Raw genomic sequence first — 19983 nt, 5'->3', positions numbered from 1 at the left:
GGTACGCTCCAGGGCCCTCAGGCGCAAGTGATATGGCAAAGGGGGTGAACAACCTGACTCAATCGCGCTCGCCCATCAGGCAATCCTGTGCAATCGACGCCACGAATTGTCGTTGCTGGTCATAGATCCGCACATTGGACAAGGCACGCCCCGATTGCAGGCTGGGGCTGTCACAGACGAACAACAGCCACTGATCGGCGCGGCAAGGGCGATGAAACCAGAGGGAATGATTAAGGCTGGCGATAAACAGACGGTCACGCGCCTCGACCAGGGCAACATGGTGCAGTATCGCTGCGCTATTGACCCAAAAGTCGCTGAGATAGGCCAGTCCAGCCGCCTGCACTGCATCATCTTCGGGCAAGCGTTCGTGCAGCTTTACCCAAAAGACCAGGCTCGGTTCACTGGAAGGCTGGCACAGGTAGCGCTGCGGTTCGACAATGCGCAATTGCGCGCAGCTTTTTTCAAACCGTCCCCAGTCCGCCCGGCCGCCATGACGCAACTGAGACATCTTGGGCAACTCTTCAGGGTCCGGCACTTGCGGCGGCGCCTCGGCATGAAAGAAGCCTTCAATGGGCACCTGAAAGCTGACCTGGGCATCGATCACGCGCCGCGCCTGTTGCATCCCACTGACATGAAAGCTGGCAAAGCGCTTACCCTCCTGCAGCGGCGTCACCTGATAGGCAATCGGCAGCGTCGGCAACGCACCTTGCAAAAACAGACAATGCAGCGTCGCAGGTTGCTTGTCCGGGCAACAGTCCCGGGCCGCCAGAAAGGCCTGCGCCAACAGTTGCCCACCAAAAACGCGGCCATTGAGGTTGGCATCGTGAACGTCACCGGTAAAAACCAGCGGACCTTGTTCAGTGAGACACAGCAGGTCCGCCAAGACCTGCTGATTCCAGAGCCGGGCTTGCACAACATCAGACAGATTCATTCGGTATTCCGGCAGGCTTGTCAGAGAACGGAAACCGGACGCTTGATGTATTTGAACGTACCGGAAGCGGTGGCGAGCAACTCACCCGCTTCATTGCGCACCTCAGCGTCGCAGAACGCCAGTGAGCGGCTGCTCGATCGCAGGAAACCCTGCGCATTCAGAATGTCACCCGCCTGCCCGCCGGGACGCATGAAGCTGCTCTTCATCTCCACGGTGACGCAATGCTGCTCGCGCCCGGAAGCGAAGGTGCTGCAGGCCATGACCACATCCATCAGGGTCATGATCAACCCCCCGTGAGCGCTGCCACCGCCGTTCATGTGGAAATCCTTGAGCCGGACCTGAAGTCGCGCCCCCTCCTCGTCCATTTGCGGCGCCCCGAGAATTTCCAGGTGCTGCGTCAAGGGATCAATACCCTGGTCCGCCATGAGATTGGCCAGGAAAGCTGCACCGTCTGCCATAGGTTTATCCTGTCCTTCAAATCGAGGTTCGAGAAACGGGCTGGCCCATGGCCAATGGCTCGCTTGCAGGTGAACGCTCAGGCGTCGCCGTCCCGTCGAAGCGCGGATAGCGGCCCATCGTCAGCAACAACACCGAACACAACGGGAAAGCCACAACGCAATAGGTCAGCATCGAGTCGTAGGTGCCGGTGCGGGAAAACAGAATCGCAAAGCCAAAGGGTGCGAGGGTGCTGCCCAAGCCAATGACGCCCATGTGCAGGCTGTACACCCTGGCGTAGTCACGCATGCCGAAATAACGTGCCATCAGGAAAGCCGCGATGTCCATTTCCGCACCGGCCCCGAGCCCCACCAGAATCGAGCCAAGCATCAGAATGTGCATGTCGCTCTGGGTCATGAAAATCAGGCAGCCAAAGGCCGGGGTCAGCAACACCACAAAGGCCACGCCCGGTGCCCATAACCGATCGATCAAGTAACCGACCACGACCCGGCCGAGTACCAGGGAAACGCCATAAATGCTGAATACGCTGGCCGCATCCGCCGCCGAGAGCCCTTTGTCGCGCAGCATTGGCACGGTATTGATCACCATGCCGATCATGGCGGTTACCGCCAGCAGCAGCGCAAAGTTACAGACCCAGAAGCGCCGTGACCGCGCGGCTTGACGCAACTCCATCCCCGGCAACTTGACCGCTTCGACATCAGCTCCGACAGCCACAGCCATTTGCTTGACCAGCGGCGCCGCGGTGGACAGCCAGCACAGCGACAGCGGCAAAGTCACCAACAACGGCAACAGACCCAGCACCCAGTAGCCTGCGCGCCAGCCCCATTGCCCGATCGCCCAGCTCAACACCGGCGGCAGTACCAATGCCGCGAGCCCGGTGCCGGAGAGAATGATTGCCAGGGCCAGGCCCCGGTTAAGGTCAAACCACAGGTTGACCAACTGCGTCCAGGTCACCTGCATGGTCCCGAGCCCGGCAAATGCAAGCAGCGCGTAACCGCCGTACAGCTGCCAGATGGAGCCAGTATTGAAGGTTATCAGCGCATAGCCCTGTGCCAAGGCCACCAGCGAACACAATGTCACCGGGCGAATGCCGTAGCGCTTGAACAACCAGCCGGTGATCTGAATGGAGATTACCGAGCTTGCGAACAAGAAGGAAATGGCCGGCTGTATCTCGCCCCGAGTCCAGCCAAAGGCTTCCTGCAAGGGCACGATCATTGAACCGAAGGCATACAGCGGCGCGACGCTGACGGAAGTGCCAATGCCGATCAGGGCGAGGATGAGCACCCTCCACCCCAAGCGAAACTCGGCAAAATTGATGGCCAGGGACGTTCCAGGCTTTTCAGATGAGCGAGACATGCAGACACTCCATCAGCTTTTTTTTTAATTTTTCAGCTAGCAAGCGCTCAAAGATCGAGAGAAGTTCAGCGAATATCGCGCTGCCCATTTCAACCTTTAGAACCCATTAACTGACTTATTGTTATTTTTACTGATCATCACCTTGCCTTCAACGCTTGTCAAACGTCACGTTGGCCTTGACCCGATCCCAGGTAGCAGCCGTCACCCCTTGATCGCGCAATTCATACTTGAGAATCCGCCCGACCGGGCTGCGCGGCACTTCAGTGCGAAACTCGATGTAGCGCGGCACCGCATAGTAGGGCACGCGGTCAATGGCCCAGCGGCACAGCTGCTCCTCCGTCACGCTACTGCCCGGACGCAGTACCGCGGTGACCTTGACTTCATCCTCGGACAACTCGGAAAATACGGCATGGACCGCGACATCCTCAATCTGCGGATGCGCCGCGAAGGTTTTTTCCATCTCATAACTGGAGATGTTTTCCCCGCCACGGCGCATGTAATCCTTCTTGCGGTCGAGGAAAAAGAAGAAGCCTTCTTCGTCGATCATGCCGATGTCGCCCGTGTGGAACCACATGTTGCGCATGACTTTGAGTGTGTCGGCGGGACGATTCCAATAGCCCTCGAACATCACGTGTGGCTTGAGTGGACGCACAATCAGCTCGCCCGGGGTGCCATAGGGCAACTCGACATCGTTGTCATCGACCACGCGAATATCGAAGGAGTCGCAACGCTTGCCGGCACAGTTGGGCTTGTAAGGTTCACCGAACGGTAGCATGGTCACGATGGCGCACTCGGTCAGGCCAAAACCTGCCCCACCTACGGCGTGCCGCACGCCGAAGCGCTCACGCCAGCGTTGCTGCAACTCCGGTGGAAATGGCGCGCCGTAGACCTTGTCCAGTTGCCCGTAGCAACGCTTCATCGCGTCGTTGTCAGGCGCACCCGCCAGCAGCGGAACCATTGAAGCCAACAGGTTCGCCTCATTGGCGCCGCTGCGCTCGATATCCGGCCAGAAACCCGACACCGAGAAACGTGGATAGACCACCGCGCGCGCGCCAATCATCAAGTTGCACAACACCGTGGTCACCGTGGCATTGAGGTGAAACAGCGGTAGCGGCGTCCAGGTAATCGACTCTGACGTGCGACCCAGGCAAATGATCATCTGCCGCGCTTCGTTACAGGCGTAGTTGTGGCTGATCATGCAGCCCTTGGACGGCCCGGTGGTACCGCCGGTGTAGATCAGCATGGTCAGATCGCCCGGTGCGACCTTGACCTCAGGATCACGGATATCGTCGCTGCGCAGGCTTTCCAGGGCGACGATCTGCTTGTCGCCGAGGCATTCAGCGGGCGCTTCGCCGCGATGGACAAGGACGCGCAAGTCCGGCAACTGATCGGCAATCAGGCCAACACGTTCGGCATAAACAGTTTCGGCGATGACCACCGCCGCATTGGCGTCGGCAATCTGATGGCGAAGAAATTCACCCTTGAACGCGGTGTTCACCGGCACGCTGATGGCGCCAAGTTTGTTCAGGGCAAACCACATCAGTACCGCATCGCAGTTGTTGTCGAGAATGGTCACGACTGTCTGGCCCTTGACCACGCCCAGCGTAGCCAGGCCATTGGCAAGACGACAGGCCTCACGCTGGATGTCGTTGAAGGTCAGCACCTGCCCCAGAACATCAAGGAACGGTTTGTCACCGAATTCGCGGGCCGCACGACGGACCACATCGTTGACCGTATCGGACTCGCCCGCAGACCACCCTGGCAGTGCTTGCGGATTCTGGATTGAAGGCAAAAGGGTCATGCTTGTGAGCTCCGGTAATGGGGTGAGCAATCGCGTGTCAGCCGCTGTAAGCGCCGGCCGGCAAGTTCGAGGGAGTTTTCGTGGGTCAGCACGTAAAAGCGCTTTTCATGAATGGCGGTCAACAACTGCATCGCCACCTGATCGGCCGTCACTGATGCGCTACGCAAGGCTTTCTGCGCGTGTTCATGAAAGGCTTTCGCTGTTGCGCCGGGAGGCGCTGTCCGGGATTCGACATGGTCACCACCTGGCCCGGTCAAACCCGTGGGCACCAGCCCTGGGCACAGCACTGAAACGGCGATATCGGCGCACAAACTCTTGAGTTCCAGATCCAGGGATTCCGAGAGTGCAACAAGCGCCGCCTTGGCTGCGGCGTACGGGCTGATGAAAGGCAAGGCCATCAAGCCACCCATGGAAGCGGTGTTGACGATATGCCCCTCCCTGCCCTGCTCCAGCATCATCGGCACAAAACTGTGCAAGCCGTTGACCACCCCAAGCAGATTGACGTCCAGTACCCGCCGCCAGTTCGCCAGGTCATGCTCCCAACTGCAGCGAGGCAAGTCCCCGGTTATTCCTGCGTTATTGCACAGCAGATCAACGCCACCTTCTGCCCTGACCCGCTCAGCCAGCTCAGCCATCGAACCCGGGTCGCTGACATCGGTGGGCACTGCCGTTACCTGCCCTGCATCGAAGCTTTGCACGGCTACCTCGAGTCTCTCTCCCGGTAAATCCGCGAGTACCACATGCATACCTTCGGCCACAAACAACCGCGCCATGGCCAAACCCAGCCCACTGGCAGCGCCCGTCACTACGGCCCTTTTGTTAGCAAGTTTCAACATGAAGCTCACCCCCTATTCGAGCCAGGTCTTAGCGTACGGGCACCGTTCCGCCGTCCACACTCAGGGTTTGCCCGGTGATGAACCGGGCGCCGTCACCGGCGAGAAAAACCATGACAGGTGCCAGATCGCGATCTGCATTACCCAGCTTGCCGCCCAGCGGAATGATCGACGCCAGATGCCGATCATGGGCGGTCAGTTCTCCGGGCGTCATCTTGGCGCGATGGGAGTCGTACATCGGCGTCCAGATCATCGGCGCCACCGCATTGACCGTGATCCCGTAACGCGCCCACTCCTGCGCCACAGTGCGGGTCCAGGCGAGTACTGCGCCTTTGGAGGCCGCATAGTGAGCCGCCCCAGGCATGCCGGTCAGGCCGGCGGCCGAACCAAAGTTGATGATGCGCCCGCCACGCTCGCACATATGCTCGAAGGCCGACTGGTTGGTGTGGAGGGTGCCGCGCACATTGACGTCGAAGATCAGGTCCCAATGCTCCTGGCCGATATCCTCGGCCGGTGCAGTGCGTTCGACACCGGCGATGTTAGCCATGGCATCGAGCCCGCCCATGAGGCCAACGGCAGCCTCGAATACCTCGGCGACCTCGCCGCGGTTGGCGATGTCGCAGTGATAAAAGGTGACGGCACCCGGAAATTGCTCATTGACCTGAGCGGCGGCTTGCTCGCCTTCGGCGTCCAGTACATCCAGGGACGCGACCTTTGCACCTTGCGCGGCATAAGCACGCACGACGCTGGCGCCAATGCCACGCGCGCCGCCCGTGACGATGATTTTCTTACCTTGGAACTGCATGTTCCTGCCTCTTGTTGTTATTCAGGTGTTATGCGCAGTTGCCAGCGGACCGCCTATGGCAGCCCGCCGTCCACCTTGATCAAAGAGCCGGTCGTATAACTGGAGTAAGGGCTTGCCAGGTAAAGCGCCGTGGTGATGATTTCTTCCGGTTTGCCTGGTCGGCCAAGGGCATTGGCGCAGGTTTCGCGCATCTCTTCGGTCCAGGCCTTGGAAATGTCAGTGAGGAACGGACCCGCCGAAATGGTGTTGACCCGAACCTTGGGACCATATTCCTGTGCCAGCCCTACGGTCATGGCGTTCAGCGCAGCCTTGGCCCCCGCATACGGCACGATCTGTGGTGATGGACGCAGGCCACCGGTGCTGCTGACGTTAATGATCGAACCGCCCTTGCCTGCGGCCATACGCTGGGCAACCAATGCACCGAGGCGAAAGGGTCCCTTGAAGTTCAGGCTGACGACCTTATCGAACAGCTCCTCGGTGACCTCATGAGAAGGCACGGCCGGCGACATGCCGGCATTGTTGACGAGCACGTCGAGGTAACCGAATTCGGCGTAGGCCACATCGACCAGGCGCTCGACTTCCTGCCATTTGCCAACGTGACAGGCCACCGCCAGTGCGCGCCGGCCCAGCGCCCGCACTTGCTCGGCAACGGCCTCGCAGGCATCGAGCTTGCGACTGGCAATGATCACATCCGCGCCCGCCCTGGCGAAGGCCAGGACCATCTGGTAACCCAGGCCTCGGCTACCACCCGTGACCAGCACGACTTTGCCGGTCAGGTCGAACAACGACTCGTGGTTAATTGAATCGGTCATTGCAAGTTCACCGTCTTAATGGTTCAGGATGTGCGCGTATCGGGCCCGTGCTGCCGCGATCTTCGGCGGCAGGTGCTCGCTGGGGAACATGCCTTCAGCGGGTTTGTAGCGACGTAGCAGCTCGCGGGCCACGGTCACCCGGTGGACCTCGGTGGGGCCGTCAGCCAAGCCGAAGGTCGGAACATTCATCCACATGTAGGCCAGAGGTGTTTCGAAGGTCGCGCCCAGGGAGCCGTGCAGGTGCAGCGCGCGCTGCACGATGTCGTGATAGATCTTGGCCATGCCGACCTTGACCATGGCGATGTGAGCGCGGGCCTGACGCGGATCGCCATGGCTGCGATCGATGATCCAGGCGGTCTTCATCACGAGCAGTCGAAACTGCTCAAGCTCGATCTGGCTGTCGGCAATCATCGTCTGCACGGTCCCCATATCGGCCAGCAGCGTGCCCTGGGTACGCCGACTGAGCGCCCGTTCGCACATCATGTCCAAGGCCCGCTGGCACTGCCCGACGATCCGCATGGCGTGATGCACCCGGCCACCACCGAGGCGCGCCTGGGCCACTGCAAAGCCCCCGCCCTGCTCGCCCAGCATGTGATCGAGCGGGACACGCACGTTGTTGTAGTGCAGATAGCCCTCAGTCGCCTCGTCCATTTCCAGGCGCTCGCCCATGTATGGCGCATTACGGATGATCTCCAGGCCTTCGGTCTCCCGAGGCACGATGAACATCGACATGCGCTTCTGGATAGGGGCCTCGGGGTCGGTCACCGCCAGCACCAACACGAATTCGGCATATCGTGCGTTGGAGGAGAACCATTTCTCACCGTTGATGACCCAATGGCCACCCTCACGCACGGCCGTGGTGGTGAACACCCGTGGGTCTGCACCACCCTGCGGCTCGGTCATGGAAAAGCAGGAAACGATATCGCCATCGAGCAGCGGCTGCAGGTAGCGTTCCTTTTGCTGTGGGGTGCCGAACATGGCAAGAATTTCAGCGTTGCCGGTGTCCGGTGCGGCGGTGCCGAACACGGTTGGCGCCCACAAGGAGCGACCCAGACGTTCATTCATCAAGGCCAGAGCGACCTGGCCGTAGCCTTCTCCACCCAACTCCTCACCGAGGTGACAGGCCCAAAGTTTCTGGCGTTTGACCTCGTCCTGCAGCGGTTTGAGAATGGCCCGTGAGGCTTCATGGCGAGTGTTGTAAACCACACTTACCGATGGAAACAGCACGTCCAGCGGTTCCACTTCCTCGATCAGAAAACGGTCGATCCAATCCAGCTTTTTTTGGAACTCAGGGTCGGTCGAAAAATCCCACATGGTATTTCCCCAGACAGCGTTGCAATGGACCGCTAGGCGGCAGAGATGAGTTGCCGAGCCTTGGCCATCAGCCAGGTGGCGTAGTTGTGCAGGTAGTCGCCCATTTCCTTCGGCGCCTTGCCGACCAGGGAGCGCGCGTAAGTGCCTTCGAGCAGGCAGGCGAGCTTGTAGCAGGCCAATACGAAGAACCACGGCAGGCTGGACAGATCACGACCGGTGAGTTCGCCATACAGTGCAATCAGTTCACTGCGGGACATGAACCCATCCCAAGGCTCAACCACCGGCTTGCTACCAGGGCCCGGGATCTGCGGGTCGCCCGGTTCACGCCAGGATGTCAGCACCCAGGCAAGATCCAGCAGCGGGTCGCCCAGGGTCGACAGCTCCCAGTCGATCAGGCCGCTGATGCGCGGTGACTCCAGAGAAAACATCACGTTGGGCCACTGATAGTCGCCGTGGATGATGCCGATGCGGCCATCTTGCGGGACGTTGTCAGCGAGCCAGCGACCCACTTCATCGACGCTGGGCAAGCCACTTTGCTGATAGCCTGGGGTATCGCGATAACCATCGAGCTGCGAGCGCCAGCGATCGACTTGGCGACCATGCCAGTTCTCGGGACGGCCGAAGTCCGCGAGCCCCGCCTGCTGATAGTCCACCTGACTCAGCGACGCCGCCGCACGAACGAAGGCTTCACCCATCTGGTAGCGCCAACTCGCATCGGTGGCATAGCGGCCTTGCAATTGACCGGCCGGAGAGAAGCCTTCAAGCGGCTCCATGAGGAAGAAATTCACGCCCATCATCGAGCTGTCGGTACAGACAGCCAAGAGCGCCGGATGAGGGACGTCGCTGCCCGCCAGCGCCTTGAGCACCCGGGCTTCTCGCAACATGGTTTCATTGCTGTTGGCACGCAGATGTCGAGGTGGACGGCGCAGCACCATTTGCCGGGTGCCGCGGTTGAGCATGAACAGATTGTTCTGCGAGCCGCCGGTCAGCTGGCGGACTTCGGTGATCGGGCCGTCGCCGGGCAGGCCTGCGTCGTCAAGCCACGGCTGCAACACGGACCAATCGAGCAAACCGTCGAAATCGGGAAGTGTCGGCTTCATACGAGGCGACCTCCCCCGCTGCGGTTCGGTTCAGCCCCTGGCAAGCGCCGATCATATCGGCCCTGCATGCGTAACGAAGTCTCCATCATCCGCTTTCCCCATCGTTATTGTTGTTCGGTCACTCCTTGCGCAGCAGCGTTCTTGTCCTGCTCAAGGTTTCGGCGCACTTGTCTCAACACATCCAGCGTCTGATCCAGAGCCGCCACATCCAGGCCCTGGGAAATACGCTCGGTCCACTCGGCACTTTCCTGGTTCACCTGTGCATACACCTGACGCCCCAGTGGGGTGGCTACCAACTGCTTGGACGTTTTGTGATGCGGATTTTCCTCGTAGCTCACATACCCTTCTGCAGCCAGCACATCAGCCAATCGCTGAATGGCCTGGCGCGTGTACCCCAGACTGCGGGCAATCCGGGCAACGGTGGGTGGCTCGACCGCCAACACCACCGAGGCCAACACGAAGGTCTGGCCAGGGCCGCCCAATACTGATGGGCGCTTGACGCTCATGACCCGGCCATGCAGACGCAAGACCTCATCCACCAACTCTCCGAGACGACCACCGACCTCGCTATGAACCGAATGGTCGAAGGTCGGCACAGGCCTTTCCTCGGCTTTCTTGCTAACCATACTGACACTCCATTTCCAAACTGACAACATGCTGTCGTTTTATTTTATAGAATTTAGCCCAATACAGCACCGTGTAGGAGCCTCATCGTCAGCGCACGACTCTACAGACACAACAAGGGGGAGCAAGCTCCCCCTGGGTCAATCATGTTGAATACTCAAACTCCGCAGGCCGTATAGCCCCCATCAATCGGCAAGAGTGCCCCGGTAATGAACGAGGCGGCCGGTGAACAGAGGAACAAAATGCCCTGGGCAATTTCCTCCGGTTGCCCCCAGCGCCCCAAGGGTGTGCGCCCCAGCACCCGGGTATTTCGCTCGACATCAGCCGACATGCCACGGGTCATCGGCGTGACGGTCCAGCCTGGCGCTACCGCATTGACGCGAATGCCTTCCTTGCCCCACGCCACAGCCAGGCTCTTGCTCAACTGCACGACACCGCCTTTGCTCGAGGCATAGGCAGGTGCTGTCGGACTGCCGAAGGAGCTCATCACCGACCCCAGATTGACAATGCAACCGGCACTGGCCGCCAGCAGATCCCGTGCGGCGTAGCAGCAGCGCATGGTGCCGAACAGGTTGATCTCCAGGGTGCGCAGGAAGCCTTCTTCGGTGAACTCACTGGCACCACGGCCGATGCCTGCGGAGTTGATCAGAATGTCGAGCCGGGAAAGCCCGGAAAAATACGCGGTGACAGCAGTGGAGTCGGCGACATCGAGCACGGAGAAACTAACAGCGGCCAGCCCGCTGTCATCCTGGCAGGACTGGACCTCAGCCAGGGACACTCCGGTCGCCTTCACCGCACACCCGGCTTCCAACAATCTGCGAACAGTCGCAAGGCCAATACCACTGGTACCGCCGACCACCAGGGCCGTTTTATTGTGCAAATCAGTCGCCATAACCACTCCTACTCAAGTCCCCTGGGCATCCCTCTGACACCCGACAGCAACAAGATGACATAGAGTCAGTTTCTAGCGCTATATCCCCGGCATTTGAACGACAGCGACAAAACCAAGCAAAACTCTAGGATTAACCCAGATATCGGGGCTTTTCAGAAGGAGGCTTGACGCAGAAAAATAACTGACATATGGTCATCTTTACCAAAACAACACGCCTGCAACCCGAGGTCAGCATGCCAACCGTCAACTACCCGATCTACGACGTAGACCGTCACTTTTACGAGCCACCGGAAGCATTCCTGCGCCATCTGCCCAAGCAGTTCCGCAAAGAATTCCAGTACGTGCAGATCAATGGCCGCACCAAACTGGCGGTTGGCGGTGTATTGAGCGACTACATCCCTAACCCTACTTTCGATGTGGTCGCCGCACCCGGCTCCCATGAAATGTGGTACCGCGGTGAAAACCCGGAAGGTCTGTCACTGCGTGAGTTCGGTGGCGATCCAGTACCTTCCCATCCTGCTTTCTTCAACGGTGAAGCGCACCTGAAGGTCATGGATGAGCAGGGTATTCATGCCGGCTTGTTCATTCCGACACTCGGCTCGGTCATTGAAGAACGCCTGTCACACAAACCGGACGCCATTGCCGCCCTCTTCCATTCGTCCAACCAATGGCTGGCCGAGGAATGCGGTTTTGCCCGTGAGAACCGCCTGTTTCCGGTACCGATGATCAACCTCATCGATGTCGATAAAGCCGTTCAGGAACTGGAATTCGTCCTGGCTGCCGGGGCGCGGGTGGTCGGCATTCGCCCGGCACCCGTGGCCGGGCTGACCGGTGGCCGGTCGATGGGCTTCACCGAGTTCGACCCCTTCTGGGCTCGCGTCAACGAAGCGAAGATTTTCGTCATGCTGCACGTTTCCGACTCCGGCTACGACAAGATCAATAGCTGGTGGACGGCAGGTGGCAAGGGTGAATTCAGGCCGTTCGAGAAAGAGCCATTCGGCGAAGTGCTGGACTGGATGGGTCGTGCCATCTCCGACACCTTGGCGGCATTGATCTGCCATGGCGTTTTCGATCGTTTCCCTGATGTGCGTGTAGCGTCGCTGGAAAACGGCACCTCCTGGCTAGAGCCGCTGCTGGGACGCCTGGCACACATCTACAAGAAAATGCCGAAGTCGTTCAAACGCGATCCGGTGGAAACTTTCCGCCGCCATGTGTTCGTTTCACCGTTCTATGAAGATCCAGTGGACAAGCTCATCGATTTGATCGGCGTCGAACGCGTACTGTTCGGCAGCGACTGGCCGCACCCGGAAGGCCTCACCCACCCGCGGGACTTCTTCAAGGACATCGACATGCTTGATGAAGCACAGACCCAACGCGTCATGAGTACCAACCTCAAGGGTTTGCTTGAGGGTGTTCGGGACTGATACCGAATGCGGAAAACAAAAAAGGCATGAGCGACCCTCATGCCTTTTTTATTGACTTCAGAAATCCAGGATTCCCTTGAATGATTGTTGTGGGGTACATACTCAATTTATCCGACCCCATTACTCGACAGGCTGATGCTCGCATTACCCAGTGGGAGCGAGCCTGCTCGCGAAAGGCGTCAACGATAACGCGGACCACCTGAATAACGAGCAGGCATGCACTCCCTCCGCAAGGCTACATCCTGAGAATTCGGGAGATCGATTTGCTTGTCTTCAAGGTTGGCTGTGGTGAACAACTAGAGCTGCAGGAGTACGTCAATCAGTCAGTAGTCGGACAAAAGCTGTCTGTCGCAACAGGCAGAAAACGGCCGATTCTGTTGAAAAAGTCGCTTTGCCAAATCGCTTGATTATTGATGGGTGAAAACACCTTTTTTGTGCGCTGCTGCTTGAAATCTGGGTCCTGAACCTTCTGCCCAACACTCAGATTTCAATCTCAGGCGCGTACTGTTCTGCCATAGGATTCTAAGGATGGTCTGAAAAAGACTTCCTGATTTGGCAAAATGCCCTGACGCCAGCCGCTGAGTTTTTCCGATGAAGCAGATGACCTTCGCCGACGCCGAGTACGCCGGCAAGCGCAAGCAGACCCGCAAGGAGTTGTTCCTGATCGAGATGGATCAGGTCGTTCCGTGGACGGGCCTGATTGCCTTGATTGAGCCCCATAATCCAAAGGGCGGAGGCGGCCGCCCGGCTTATCCGCTGATGGCAATACTGCGGGTTCATCTGATGCAAAACTGGTTCGGCTATAGCGATCCAGCGATGGAAGAGGCGTTGTACGAGACCACGATCCTGCGCCAGTTTTCGGGGTTGAATCTGGAGCGTATCCCCGACGAAACCACGATCCTCAACTTCCGCCGTTTGTTGGAAAAGCACGAACTGGCCGCCGGAATTCTAGCGGTGATCAACGGCTACCTGGGCGACCGAGGCCTGTCGCTGCGCCAAGGTACCATCGTGGATGCCACGCTGATCAGCGCGCCCAGTTCGACCAAGAACAAGGACGGTAAGCGCGACCCGGAAATGCATCAAACGAAGAAGGGCAACCAGTACTACTTCGGGGCGAAAGCACATATTGGTACCGATGATGAGTCGGGCCTGGTGCATAGCGTGGTGGTCACAGCAGCCAATGTGGCGGACGTTACTCAGGTCGACAAACTGCTGCACGGCCAGGAAAACGTGGTCTGCGCCGATGCTGGCTACACCGGTGTCGAAAAGCGAGAAGAGCATCAAGGACGCCAATTCGTCTGGCAGGTCGCTGCGCGCCGAAGCACCTATAAGAAATACGGCAAGCGTAGTCTTCTGTACAAAGTCATCCGCAAGATCGAGAAGGTCAAGGCGCAGACGCGAGCGAAAGTTGAGCACCCGTTTCGAGTGATCAAGCGGCAGTTCGGTTACACCAAGGTGCGGTTCCGTGGGTTGGCAAAAAATACGGCTCAGATGGTGACGTTGTTTGCGCTGTCGAATCTTTGGATGGCGCGCCGGCATTTACTGAAAACGTCGGGAGAGGGGCGCCTGTAATGCGGGGGATGGTTGCTACGAGACGCTCGTAGCAACCGAAAACATAAAATATGCGACGAAGCTGACGGTATTTTGAGCCGAGATCTCGCTTTTTAGATCACTGAGGCCAGCTGGCCGCGAAATGGCGGGCTACTTCAGAGCATCCCTAAGCCGACTTTTTTAACAGAATCGGCCAGAAGCAGCCTAACCTACGTGACTCGCCCCCCCTCTCACCGCTTTTAAGGTCAGTCACCTTTTTTGTGTTTGTGTACTTCCAGATCAGGGTGTTTGGGTTTGTTTTCTTCAGTAACACGACGACGTTGGTCCTTTTTACCGGTGGATTCAGCGATCGGTTTGGGGCCGGGTTTAATACTCATGTGTTCAACTCCTTCGATTGATAACGGGTCTGTAAGTAAAGCCGTACGCATAGACAGTGAAGCTACGGGGCGACCAACTCGGCAAGCTTGGCCGCGATATCTGCAAAGGTATCTTCAGCAGTGCTCAGGCCGCTTCTCGAACCGAGTAAAGGACTGACTTCGCGCAGCGATTCGTATGTAGTGTCGTGAATTATGGGAACCAGCAGATCCCTTGCGAGGAGCGCGGAAAGCTCTTTGTCGGCGATGCCTTCGGCTGCTAGGCGACGCAGCAAAGCCGGGGTCACCAGCACAATTCCTACTCGAGACTTCGCCAATCCCTTATCAATTTCACGCAGTAAGGAAGAGCCTAGAAGGACATCTTTCTCGCTGAACCAAACGGAAACACCGAGCGACTCGAGTACATCATGCAGCTCCTTCGCGGATCCTTTCCGGTCGTCCCAGGCGTGACAAAGAAAGACGTCACGTAGATCAGGTACTGTCGCACGCCTCTCAACATTTTCGCGTACCGGTGTGAGCGTTCTTACCTCGGCGGAGGTGTAGGCTACAGAGGATCCGGGTTTCGACCAGCGCGGCTTTGCGCTGCTGGATGAACCTCCGCTACTGCGACCACCCCCGCCATTAGACTGGGACGAATAGGATGGTGCGTAGGACGAGGATGAATACGATCGCGATCCGTACCCGCTATATCCGCTGCCACATGCGGGACACGCTGCTCTTGCGCTTGCCGAACGATGACCATGTACCGGTGCTGTACATCTAGACATGTCGTAAACCTTCCGTTTGTAGCTGCTCGCCCAAAAGATGATTAAGCAGCGGCTGTACCGAGCCAACAGCTTTTGAAAACACCGCAACCCATCCTTATTGGCTCGAAATCAACCTGCGTTAAGATCGTGATTCCAATATGCCAGCACAAACAATAGCCCATACCGCGAATTTCGTTAGCACGCGTAGCGTGAATGTTGGCATAAAGGAGACAGATTTGTTTTCTGAAAACAAGTCAGTCTCCTTTGGCTCTTCTTATGCCTCGCTCGTGGCCTCCTCGGTATCCCCGGTTTTGAACAAGGACACAAACCACTTCTTAGATGCAAATTTCTTGTACAACCGAGGGGCCTGAGTTTTCAGCTTGGCTACTACCGACACCATAGCTTCGCGAAGATCCTTTGAATATCGATACGCTCCAATTTGATCGGCTTTGCTGTCCAGGAACAGCGCCACTTTATCCGCTGAAGCCGAAGACCTGCCCACTCCGTCCAACAACCTGATCAACCGGGATGCTTCGTCGGCATTGGTAGGTTGAATGTCCTGAATGAGCGGCGCAAAGTTTTGAAGTACAGAAATTAGTCGATCGATTTGCTGTGGATTGGAATAGAAGAGCGAACGCAGGCGTGCGCCGACGACGTGTTTCAACGGCAGATCCAAGACCTCGATCATCGCCTGGAGAAGAGCAATCGTAGCGCTTTCTAGTTCAAACTCAGCATCACCGCCGACATAGTGATTGAGCGAAGCCACGACGCTGTCGGCGATAGCGGAAGCTCCAGATAGACTCATGTCTCGGGCCGCCGTCGCCTGAAGGATCTTGGTCATTTGAGGCAGTGCCTGCCCGATCTCTGCACACCACTGCTCCTCGGTTCGACTCGGAGCATCAACCAGCCTGAAGGCGAACGTTTTGAAATTCTTGAAGCGTTCGCCGACGGTCGCTAAAGCCAAATCCAGGAAGTTCAGATCTACTTCGTGGAGCGTTTTCAAGCCCTGTTCTGTGCGTAGATCCCAGCTTTCGAACCACGATAGAACCTCATCCGCACTTACTCCCGCAGGCTCGACCACGTCGGTCAATGCAGTGAAGTTTTTCATCATCCACGGTACCGGTAGCCGCGAAATGCTTTTCTCCTTGATGAGTTTGGCAATGTACGGCGCAACGGTCTCGGCCACTTCGCTGGTTACCAGCGACAAGATTTCTGTGCATTTCAGTGTCGCATTACCCAGCGCCCAGAACAGATCGGAGACAAAGACTTGATCCAGACCTGGAATCGTCGCGAGTTTTGCAGGATCCGTTTCTCGCATGTACACGATTGCCGCGACTGCGCGGACAGTGTCTGTAGGATCGCTGGCCAGCAGCGATGCCAAGGTCGTCAGCACAGTAGAATCGATCGTTTCTGCAAGCGCCAAGCAAACCACCGCTGCGTCTTCCGATCCTCCATCGCAAAGCTTGGCGATCACCGCTACTTCTGCCGCACTGATCCCGCCAACGACACCTCCGGCCACACTGCGATGCTTATAGGCCCATATGAGTGCCGGGACTACCTGATCACTTTCCAACGGCGAGACAGTGAGCGCATGATCGCCTGTACTCACCAATTGCAGATTGGCATTCGGATAGGCCTTTTCGCTCGGCGCGAAATCAATGGCCCGAATGACCTTCATCTCGTTGATGGTTGGCAGCAGGTGCATTATGCATTCGACTCGATCCAAGACCATACCGTCGAATGTCTCACCGACGGCATTCAGATACGCATCGAATTCGACAAGGTCTGCCTTGAGCACAGCAAATTCCGTCTCTTCGTACGGCTCACCTATACGTACATCGATCGAGTCTGCAAGACTCTTCCCGTGCGCGGTGATCAAGCCGCGATCAAGACCCAACTCGATACACCTCTCAACGGACTGATAGAAAGCTGTATTGCCCCTGTTCTGTTTGGGAAGCACCTCTAAGCACTCGGCGTTGAGCTGCTTCATGAGATCTGCCGCCCATTCTCCGCCATGCTTGGCATGCGCTGCACTGATGACTGGCAGAAGTACCGACAATGTCGGGTTGGTGGCCAAATATCGCTTGAAAGCGTCGGAAAAACCAAAGAGCGAAGTCAACGAGAACAGCTTGTTTTCGTCGCTCGAGTCAAAGGCATTCAGCAGAGGCTCATCGATCAGCTCGGCAATCGCAATTTTGCTGGTCGTCAGGAAGTGGATCTGAAGCAGCTGTATCTGCCAGCCCTCTTCTATCCCTTCACCGCACAACACCCCTAACAATGCCTGCGTCTGAGCATACTTTGCAGCCGTCGCATCATCGATCTTATTCGCAGTTCTAAATGCCTGAGAAATCCCGTCTCGCCTGAGAATTTCCTCCATGGGCACTTCGATATACCTGCAAAGCAGAATATGTGCCGCAATGCATACTAGGTTTATCTGCTCGCCCACCACCAAAGCGGTGGTAGCAATATCGTTTATGTACTTTTTCTGCAGCCTGGGTGTGACCAGTCCATTTACCATTGGACTGTGCCGATGGAGCAGCTGCGCGCACTGCTCTGACAGCTGCGCGTCCGCAGCCGGGAAGGTGTGGTCCCACAGCCTCTTAAAACCGTCCTTCCACCCGGAGGTGATGACAGGTGGGGCACGGAAAACAACTGGGAATTTCTTGGCAATGAAGTCTCGCGAATCGTACTTTCGATCCGCATCCGCACCAAGATAGGCCGCAACTTTATTCGAGCAAAATGGCACGATCACGGTCAGGTTTTCAGCCGACGCCACCGAGGTAAAGATTTCCAAATCGCTCCAAACGCTACGAAGGTTATCTTTTGGCAACCTGTCGAGGTTATCTAGGATCACAACATAGTGCTGAGCAGTCACTAGCGTGAGCTGATGAGACAGGGTTCGCTTCAAATCAAGCGGTGTCACTTCCTTAGCGGTTTCGATCTTTTCATTGATCGTATCCTCGCTTGAGCCTTTGAATAGACTGAGCAGACTCCATTTTTTATTGGCTTTACCTACCTTCTTCTTTCTATTGAATAGCCACGCAAATAACAGGACTAAAACAGGACTTAACAATGCGGTCCAGTTCACCAATAGCAATACACTTGAAACCTCAACCGCTGGTTTTGAAAGGGCATCGGCAGCAGGCTTCGTAAGCTTAAATATTTCCTTGAATGCGCTGGTGGAAAAGAACAAGCTTGCGAGCAGTGCCAGCGCCCAAGCACTTGCATGGCTAGTGGTGATCTTGGTGTATTCGAACTCACGCCCGAGAGCGACATCCCGGCTTTTAGCCAGAGACTCGGCCTCAGCGCTTCCGGCTTCTACATCTTTCATCAACTGTTCGGTAAACAGTTCGATGAAATTGCTTTTGGTGGAGCCTTGATAGTTTTGCTCGCAGTCAAACAGCCAAACACGGTAGCTATCATCGGAAGCCTTCAGCTTCGACCCAAGCATCGTCAAAATCGAGCTTTTGCCCGAACCAAACTCACCGTCCAGGCCGATCACCTGAGAGGAATTAGGCGCCATGATGTAGCTGTGCATCGCTGTCGCCACCTTGTCGTGGCTGCCGCCAGGGAATAGATCCTTATCAGCGGGGAGTTCGGTATGAAAATTGATCAATTCCGCATAGTCCTTGGAATACGTCTGAGTGCCGGAGGAAAGTGAATGCTCCTCACCGGGGCCTGCAGATTCCTCTCCGGAATCCGTTCTGGTGCGATCAATCCTAGCGGACCTGGCAGTCTGATGGATAGCACAATGACAGTATGACTGTAAGTCACTGATGATAGGCAACGGCGAGCATTCTCCACCCGTCATTATTGGTAGCTGATCAGCCGCATGTGCCTCTCGTTTCATCGGATCACGAGGAAGATCAAATTGATATCATGCCTACTTGAATAGTCCCTACTTTTGTAGACACGCCGGAATGGCGTTTTTTAGTCTGCGGTTACTGAACTGAGCGTCCCCTGTTGGCCGTTTTCTTACCGTTCCCGTTGTCACCGGCAGGTTTTGGCAGCTTTTGACCATTCTCTTCCACCACGACCACATCAAACCCTATCCACCCGGTCATAAAGGGCTACCAAATCGCCACAACGACTACAGCAATCGAAATCGCCATTATCCGATCCCCCACCACTCGCAATGCGCCCCTCAAATCCGAAACGCCCCAATCTCCTTACGCAAAGCATTCACCAACCCATGTAAATCCTGACTCGCCTGCTCCGCCCGAATAACGCCCCTGGAGGTCTGCTCACCCACCTGACTAATGTCGACAAGGCTCTTGTCGATCTCCATCGACACCTGGGTCTGTTGCTCCGCCGCAACGGCTATCAGCTGACTCTGTTCAACAATCAGCCCTGTGGCCCGGACGATATTCTCCAGTGTCTGTTGCACTTCATCAGCCTGGCTAACCGTAGTTCCCGCGGTCTTGTGGCTGTTGCTCATGGCTTTGACTGTCTCAGCGACCCGGCTGTGCAAGTTGCCGATCATCTGTTCGATCTCAAGTGTCGATTGCTGAGTACGTCGTGCCAGTGTGCGCACTTCGTCGGCGACTACGGCAAACCCCCGGCCCTGCTCGCCGGCGCGGGCGGCTTCAATGGCCGCGTTGAGTGCGAGCAGATTGGTTTGTTCTGCGATATTGCGGATCACCTCCAGGACCTGGCCTATCGCCTCGCTGTCGGCCGCCAATTGATGAATCAAGTGCATCGACCCGTCGATTTCCCCCGCCAGTCGCTGGATTGCACCGACCTGCTCTCGCACCCTCAGGCGCCCCTGCTCGGTTTCCCGGTTTACCTCTCGGGCGCTGCTGACCGCACTTTCCGCGTTGCGTGCAACTTGACGTGCAGTCACTGCAAGCTGGTTCATGGCTGTGGCAACGACTTCCAGTTGCTCACGTTGCCCGGTTACCTCACGGGCGCTGGAGCGGGCAACCGATTGCACCAGATCGCTCTGTTGGCCGACCTGCAACACT

16 protein-coding genes and 1 pseudogene are annotated in these 19983 nt (G+C 57.2%); 2 read left to right on the top strand and 15 right to left on the bottom strand.

What is annotated here, in order from left to right; all coding sequences use genetic code 11:
* Positions 1-58 precede the first annotated feature (58 nt).
* From BLV61_RS28500 to BLV61_RS28450, 11 genes are all read right to left on the bottom strand, one after another.
* Positions 59-931: an acyl-CoA thioesterase gene (locus BLV61_RS28500; protein WP_090469022.1), complete on the bottom strand. Its 873-nt coding sequence runs from the start codon at positions 929-931 to the stop codon at positions 59-61.
* Positions 932-951: 20 nt separating this feature from the next.
* On the bottom strand, positions 952-1389 hold the full coding sequence (locus tag BLV61_RS28495; protein WP_090469019.1) for a PaaI family thioesterase: 438 nt from the start codon (positions 1387-1389) through the stop codon (positions 952-954).
* 16 nt (positions 1390-1405) lie between these two features.
* Entirely contained in the window at positions 1406-2743 is a 1338-nt protein-coding gene (locus BLV61_RS28490) for an MFS transporter (RefSeq protein WP_090469016.1), read from the bottom strand.
* Positions 2744-2891: 148 nt separating this feature from the next.
* The gene (locus tag BLV61_RS28485) at positions 2892-4544 is read right to left on the bottom strand and encodes an AMP-binding protein (protein ID WP_090469013.1); all 1653 of its coding nucleotides are present in this window, start codon (positions 4542-4544) and stop codon (positions 2892-2894) included.
* Positions 4541-5380, bottom strand: coding sequence for an SDR family NAD(P)-dependent oxidoreductase (locus BLV61_RS28480; RefSeq protein WP_139213662.1), 840 nt, complete (start codon positions 5378-5380; stop codon positions 4541-4543). The genes BLV61_RS28485 and BLV61_RS28480 overlap by 4 nt, the downstream gene beginning before the upstream one ends.
* A gap of 28 nt (positions 5381-5408) precedes the next feature.
* On the bottom strand, positions 5409-6182 hold the full coding sequence (locus BLV61_RS28475; RefSeq protein ID WP_090469006.1) for an SDR family NAD(P)-dependent oxidoreductase: 774 nt from the start codon (positions 6180-6182) through the stop codon (positions 5409-5411).
* Positions 6183-6235: 53 nt separating this feature from the next.
* Complete coding sequence (locus tag BLV61_RS28470) at positions 6236-6994, bottom strand: SDR family NAD(P)-dependent oxidoreductase (RefSeq protein ID WP_090469003.1); 759 nt, start codon at positions 6992-6994, stop codon at positions 6236-6238.
* Between the two features lie 15 nt (positions 6995-7009).
* Positions 7010-8308, bottom strand: a complete 1299-nt coding sequence (locus BLV61_RS28465) for an acyl-CoA dehydrogenase family protein (RefSeq protein WP_090468999.1) — start codon at positions 8306-8308, stop codon at positions 7010-7012.
* A gap of 32 nt (positions 8309-8340) precedes the next feature.
* Positions 8341-9408 carry a phosphotransferase family protein gene (locus BLV61_RS28460; RefSeq protein WP_090468997.1) on the bottom strand — a complete coding sequence of 356 codons (1068 nt, stop codon included), beginning with the start codon at positions 9406-9408 and terminating at the stop codon, positions 8341-8343.
* Between the two features lie 104 nt (positions 9409-9512).
* A complete protein-coding gene (locus BLV61_RS28455; RefSeq protein ID WP_167361815.1) occupies positions 9513-10034 on the bottom strand; it encodes a MarR family winged helix-turn-helix transcriptional regulator in 522 nt (173 codons plus the stop codon).
* Positions 10035-10189: 155 nt separating this feature from the next.
* Complete coding sequence (locus tag BLV61_RS28450; RefSeq protein WP_090468989.1) at positions 10190-10924, bottom strand: SDR family NAD(P)-dependent oxidoreductase; 735 nt, start codon at positions 10922-10924, stop codon at positions 10190-10192.
* A 233-nt stretch (positions 10925-11157) separates the two neighbouring features.
* Here BLV61_RS28450 and BLV61_RS28445 point away from each other — a divergent pair, with 233 nt between their 5' ends.
* The gene (locus BLV61_RS28445) at positions 11158-12348 is read left to right on the top strand and encodes an amidohydrolase family protein (protein WP_090470016.1); all 1191 of its coding nucleotides are present in this window, start codon (positions 11158-11160) and stop codon (positions 12346-12348) included.
* Between the two features lie 591 nt (positions 12349-12939).
* Entirely contained in the window at positions 12940-13920 is a 981-nt protein-coding gene (locus BLV61_RS28440; RefSeq protein WP_090468986.1) for an IS5 family transposase, read from the top strand.
* A 224-nt stretch (positions 13921-14144) separates the two neighbouring features.
* Here BLV61_RS28440 and BLV61_RS31915 read toward each other — a convergent pair whose 3' ends face one another.
* The 4 genes and pseudogenes from BLV61_RS31915 to BLV61_RS32250 form a co-directional block, all read right to left on the bottom strand.
* On the bottom strand, positions 14145-14276 hold the full coding sequence (locus tag BLV61_RS31915) for a hypothetical protein (RefSeq protein ID WP_017337405.1): 132 nt from the start codon (positions 14274-14276) through the stop codon (positions 14145-14147).
* A gap of 62 nt (positions 14277-14338) precedes the next feature.
* A pseudogene (locus BLV61_RS31730) lies at positions 14339-14722 on the bottom strand (toll/interleukin-1 receptor domain-containing protein); the annotation flags it as partial.
* 571 nt (positions 14723-15293) lie between these two features.
* Positions 15294-18635 (bottom strand): P-loop NTPase fold protein, encoded by a 3342-nt coding sequence (locus BLV61_RS28430; RefSeq protein WP_167361814.1) that lies wholly within the window; start codon positions 18633-18635, stop codon positions 15294-15296.
* 528 nt (positions 18636-19163) lie between these two features.
* On the bottom strand, positions 19164-19877 hold the full coding sequence (locus BLV61_RS32250; protein WP_425272130.1) for a methyl-accepting chemotaxis protein: 714 nt from the start codon (positions 19875-19877) through the stop codon (positions 19164-19166).
* Positions 19878-19983 lie beyond the last annotated feature (106 nt).

Origin of the sequence: Pseudomonas mohnii (genome assembly GCF_900105115.1) — a bacterium.
In the GTDB taxonomy this organism is placed as follows: domain Bacteria; phylum Pseudomonadota; class Gammaproteobacteria; order Pseudomonadales; family Pseudomonadaceae; genus Aquipseudomonas; species Aquipseudomonas mohnii.
Note: the sequence above shows the minus strand (reverse complement) of the source record. Positions and strands in the feature narration are given on the sequence as shown.

Coding starts and splice junctions, on each gene's coding strand:
- BLV61_RS28475 (WP_090469006.1), bottom strand. CDS start 6,182: ATGCAGTTCCAAGGTAAGAAAATCATCGTCACGGGCGGCGCGCGTGGC.
- BLV61_RS28465 (WP_090468999.1), bottom strand. CDS start 8,308: ATGTGGGATTTTTCGACCGACCCTGAGTTCCAAAAAAAGCTGGATTGG.
- BLV61_RS31915 (WP_017337405.1), bottom strand. CDS start 14,276: ATGAGTATTAAACCCGGCCCCAAACCGATCGCTGAATCCACCGGTAAA.
- BLV61_RS28490 (WP_090469016.1), bottom strand. CDS start 2,743: ATGTCTCGCTCATCTGAAAAGCCTGGAACGTCCCTGGCCATCAATTTT.
- BLV61_RS28470 (WP_090469003.1), bottom strand. CDS start 6,994: ATGACCGATTCAATTAACCACGAGTCGTTGTTCGACCTGACCGGCAAA.
- BLV61_RS28455 (WP_167361815.1), bottom strand. CDS start 10,034: ATGGTTAGCAAGAAAGCCGAGGAAAGGCCTGTGCCGACCTTCGACCAT.
- BLV61_RS28500 (WP_090469022.1), bottom strand. CDS start 931: ATGAATCTGTCTGATGTTGTGCAAGCCCGGCTCTGGAATCAGCAGGTC.
- BLV61_RS28495 (WP_090469019.1), bottom strand. CDS start 1,389: ATGGCAGACGGTGCAGCTTTCCTGGCCAATCTCATGGCGGACCAGGGT.
- BLV61_RS28440 (WP_090468986.1), top strand. CDS start 12,940: ATGAAGCAGATGACCTTCGCCGACGCCGAGTACGCCGGCAAGCGCAAG.
- BLV61_RS28445 (WP_090470016.1), top strand. CDS start 11,158: ATGCCAACCGTCAACTACCCGATCTACGACGTAGACCGTCACTTTTAC.
- BLV61_RS28460 (WP_090468997.1), bottom strand. CDS start 9,408: ATGAAGCCGACACTTCCCGATTTCGACGGTTTGCTCGATTGGTCCGTG.
- BLV61_RS28480 (WP_139213662.1), bottom strand. CDS start 5,380: ATGTTGAAACTTGCTAACAAAAGGGCCGTAGTGACGGGCGCTGCCAGT.
- BLV61_RS28485 (WP_090469013.1), bottom strand. CDS start 4,544: ATGACCCTTTTGCCTTCAATCCAGAATCCGCAAGCACTGCCAGGGTGG.
- BLV61_RS32250 (WP_425272130.1), bottom strand. CDS start 19,877: ATGAACCAGCTTGCAGTGACTGCACGTCAAGTTGCACGCAACGCGGAA.
- BLV61_RS28450 (WP_090468989.1), bottom strand. CDS start 10,924: ATGGCGACTGATTTGCACAATAAAACGGCCCTGGTGGTCGGCGGTACC.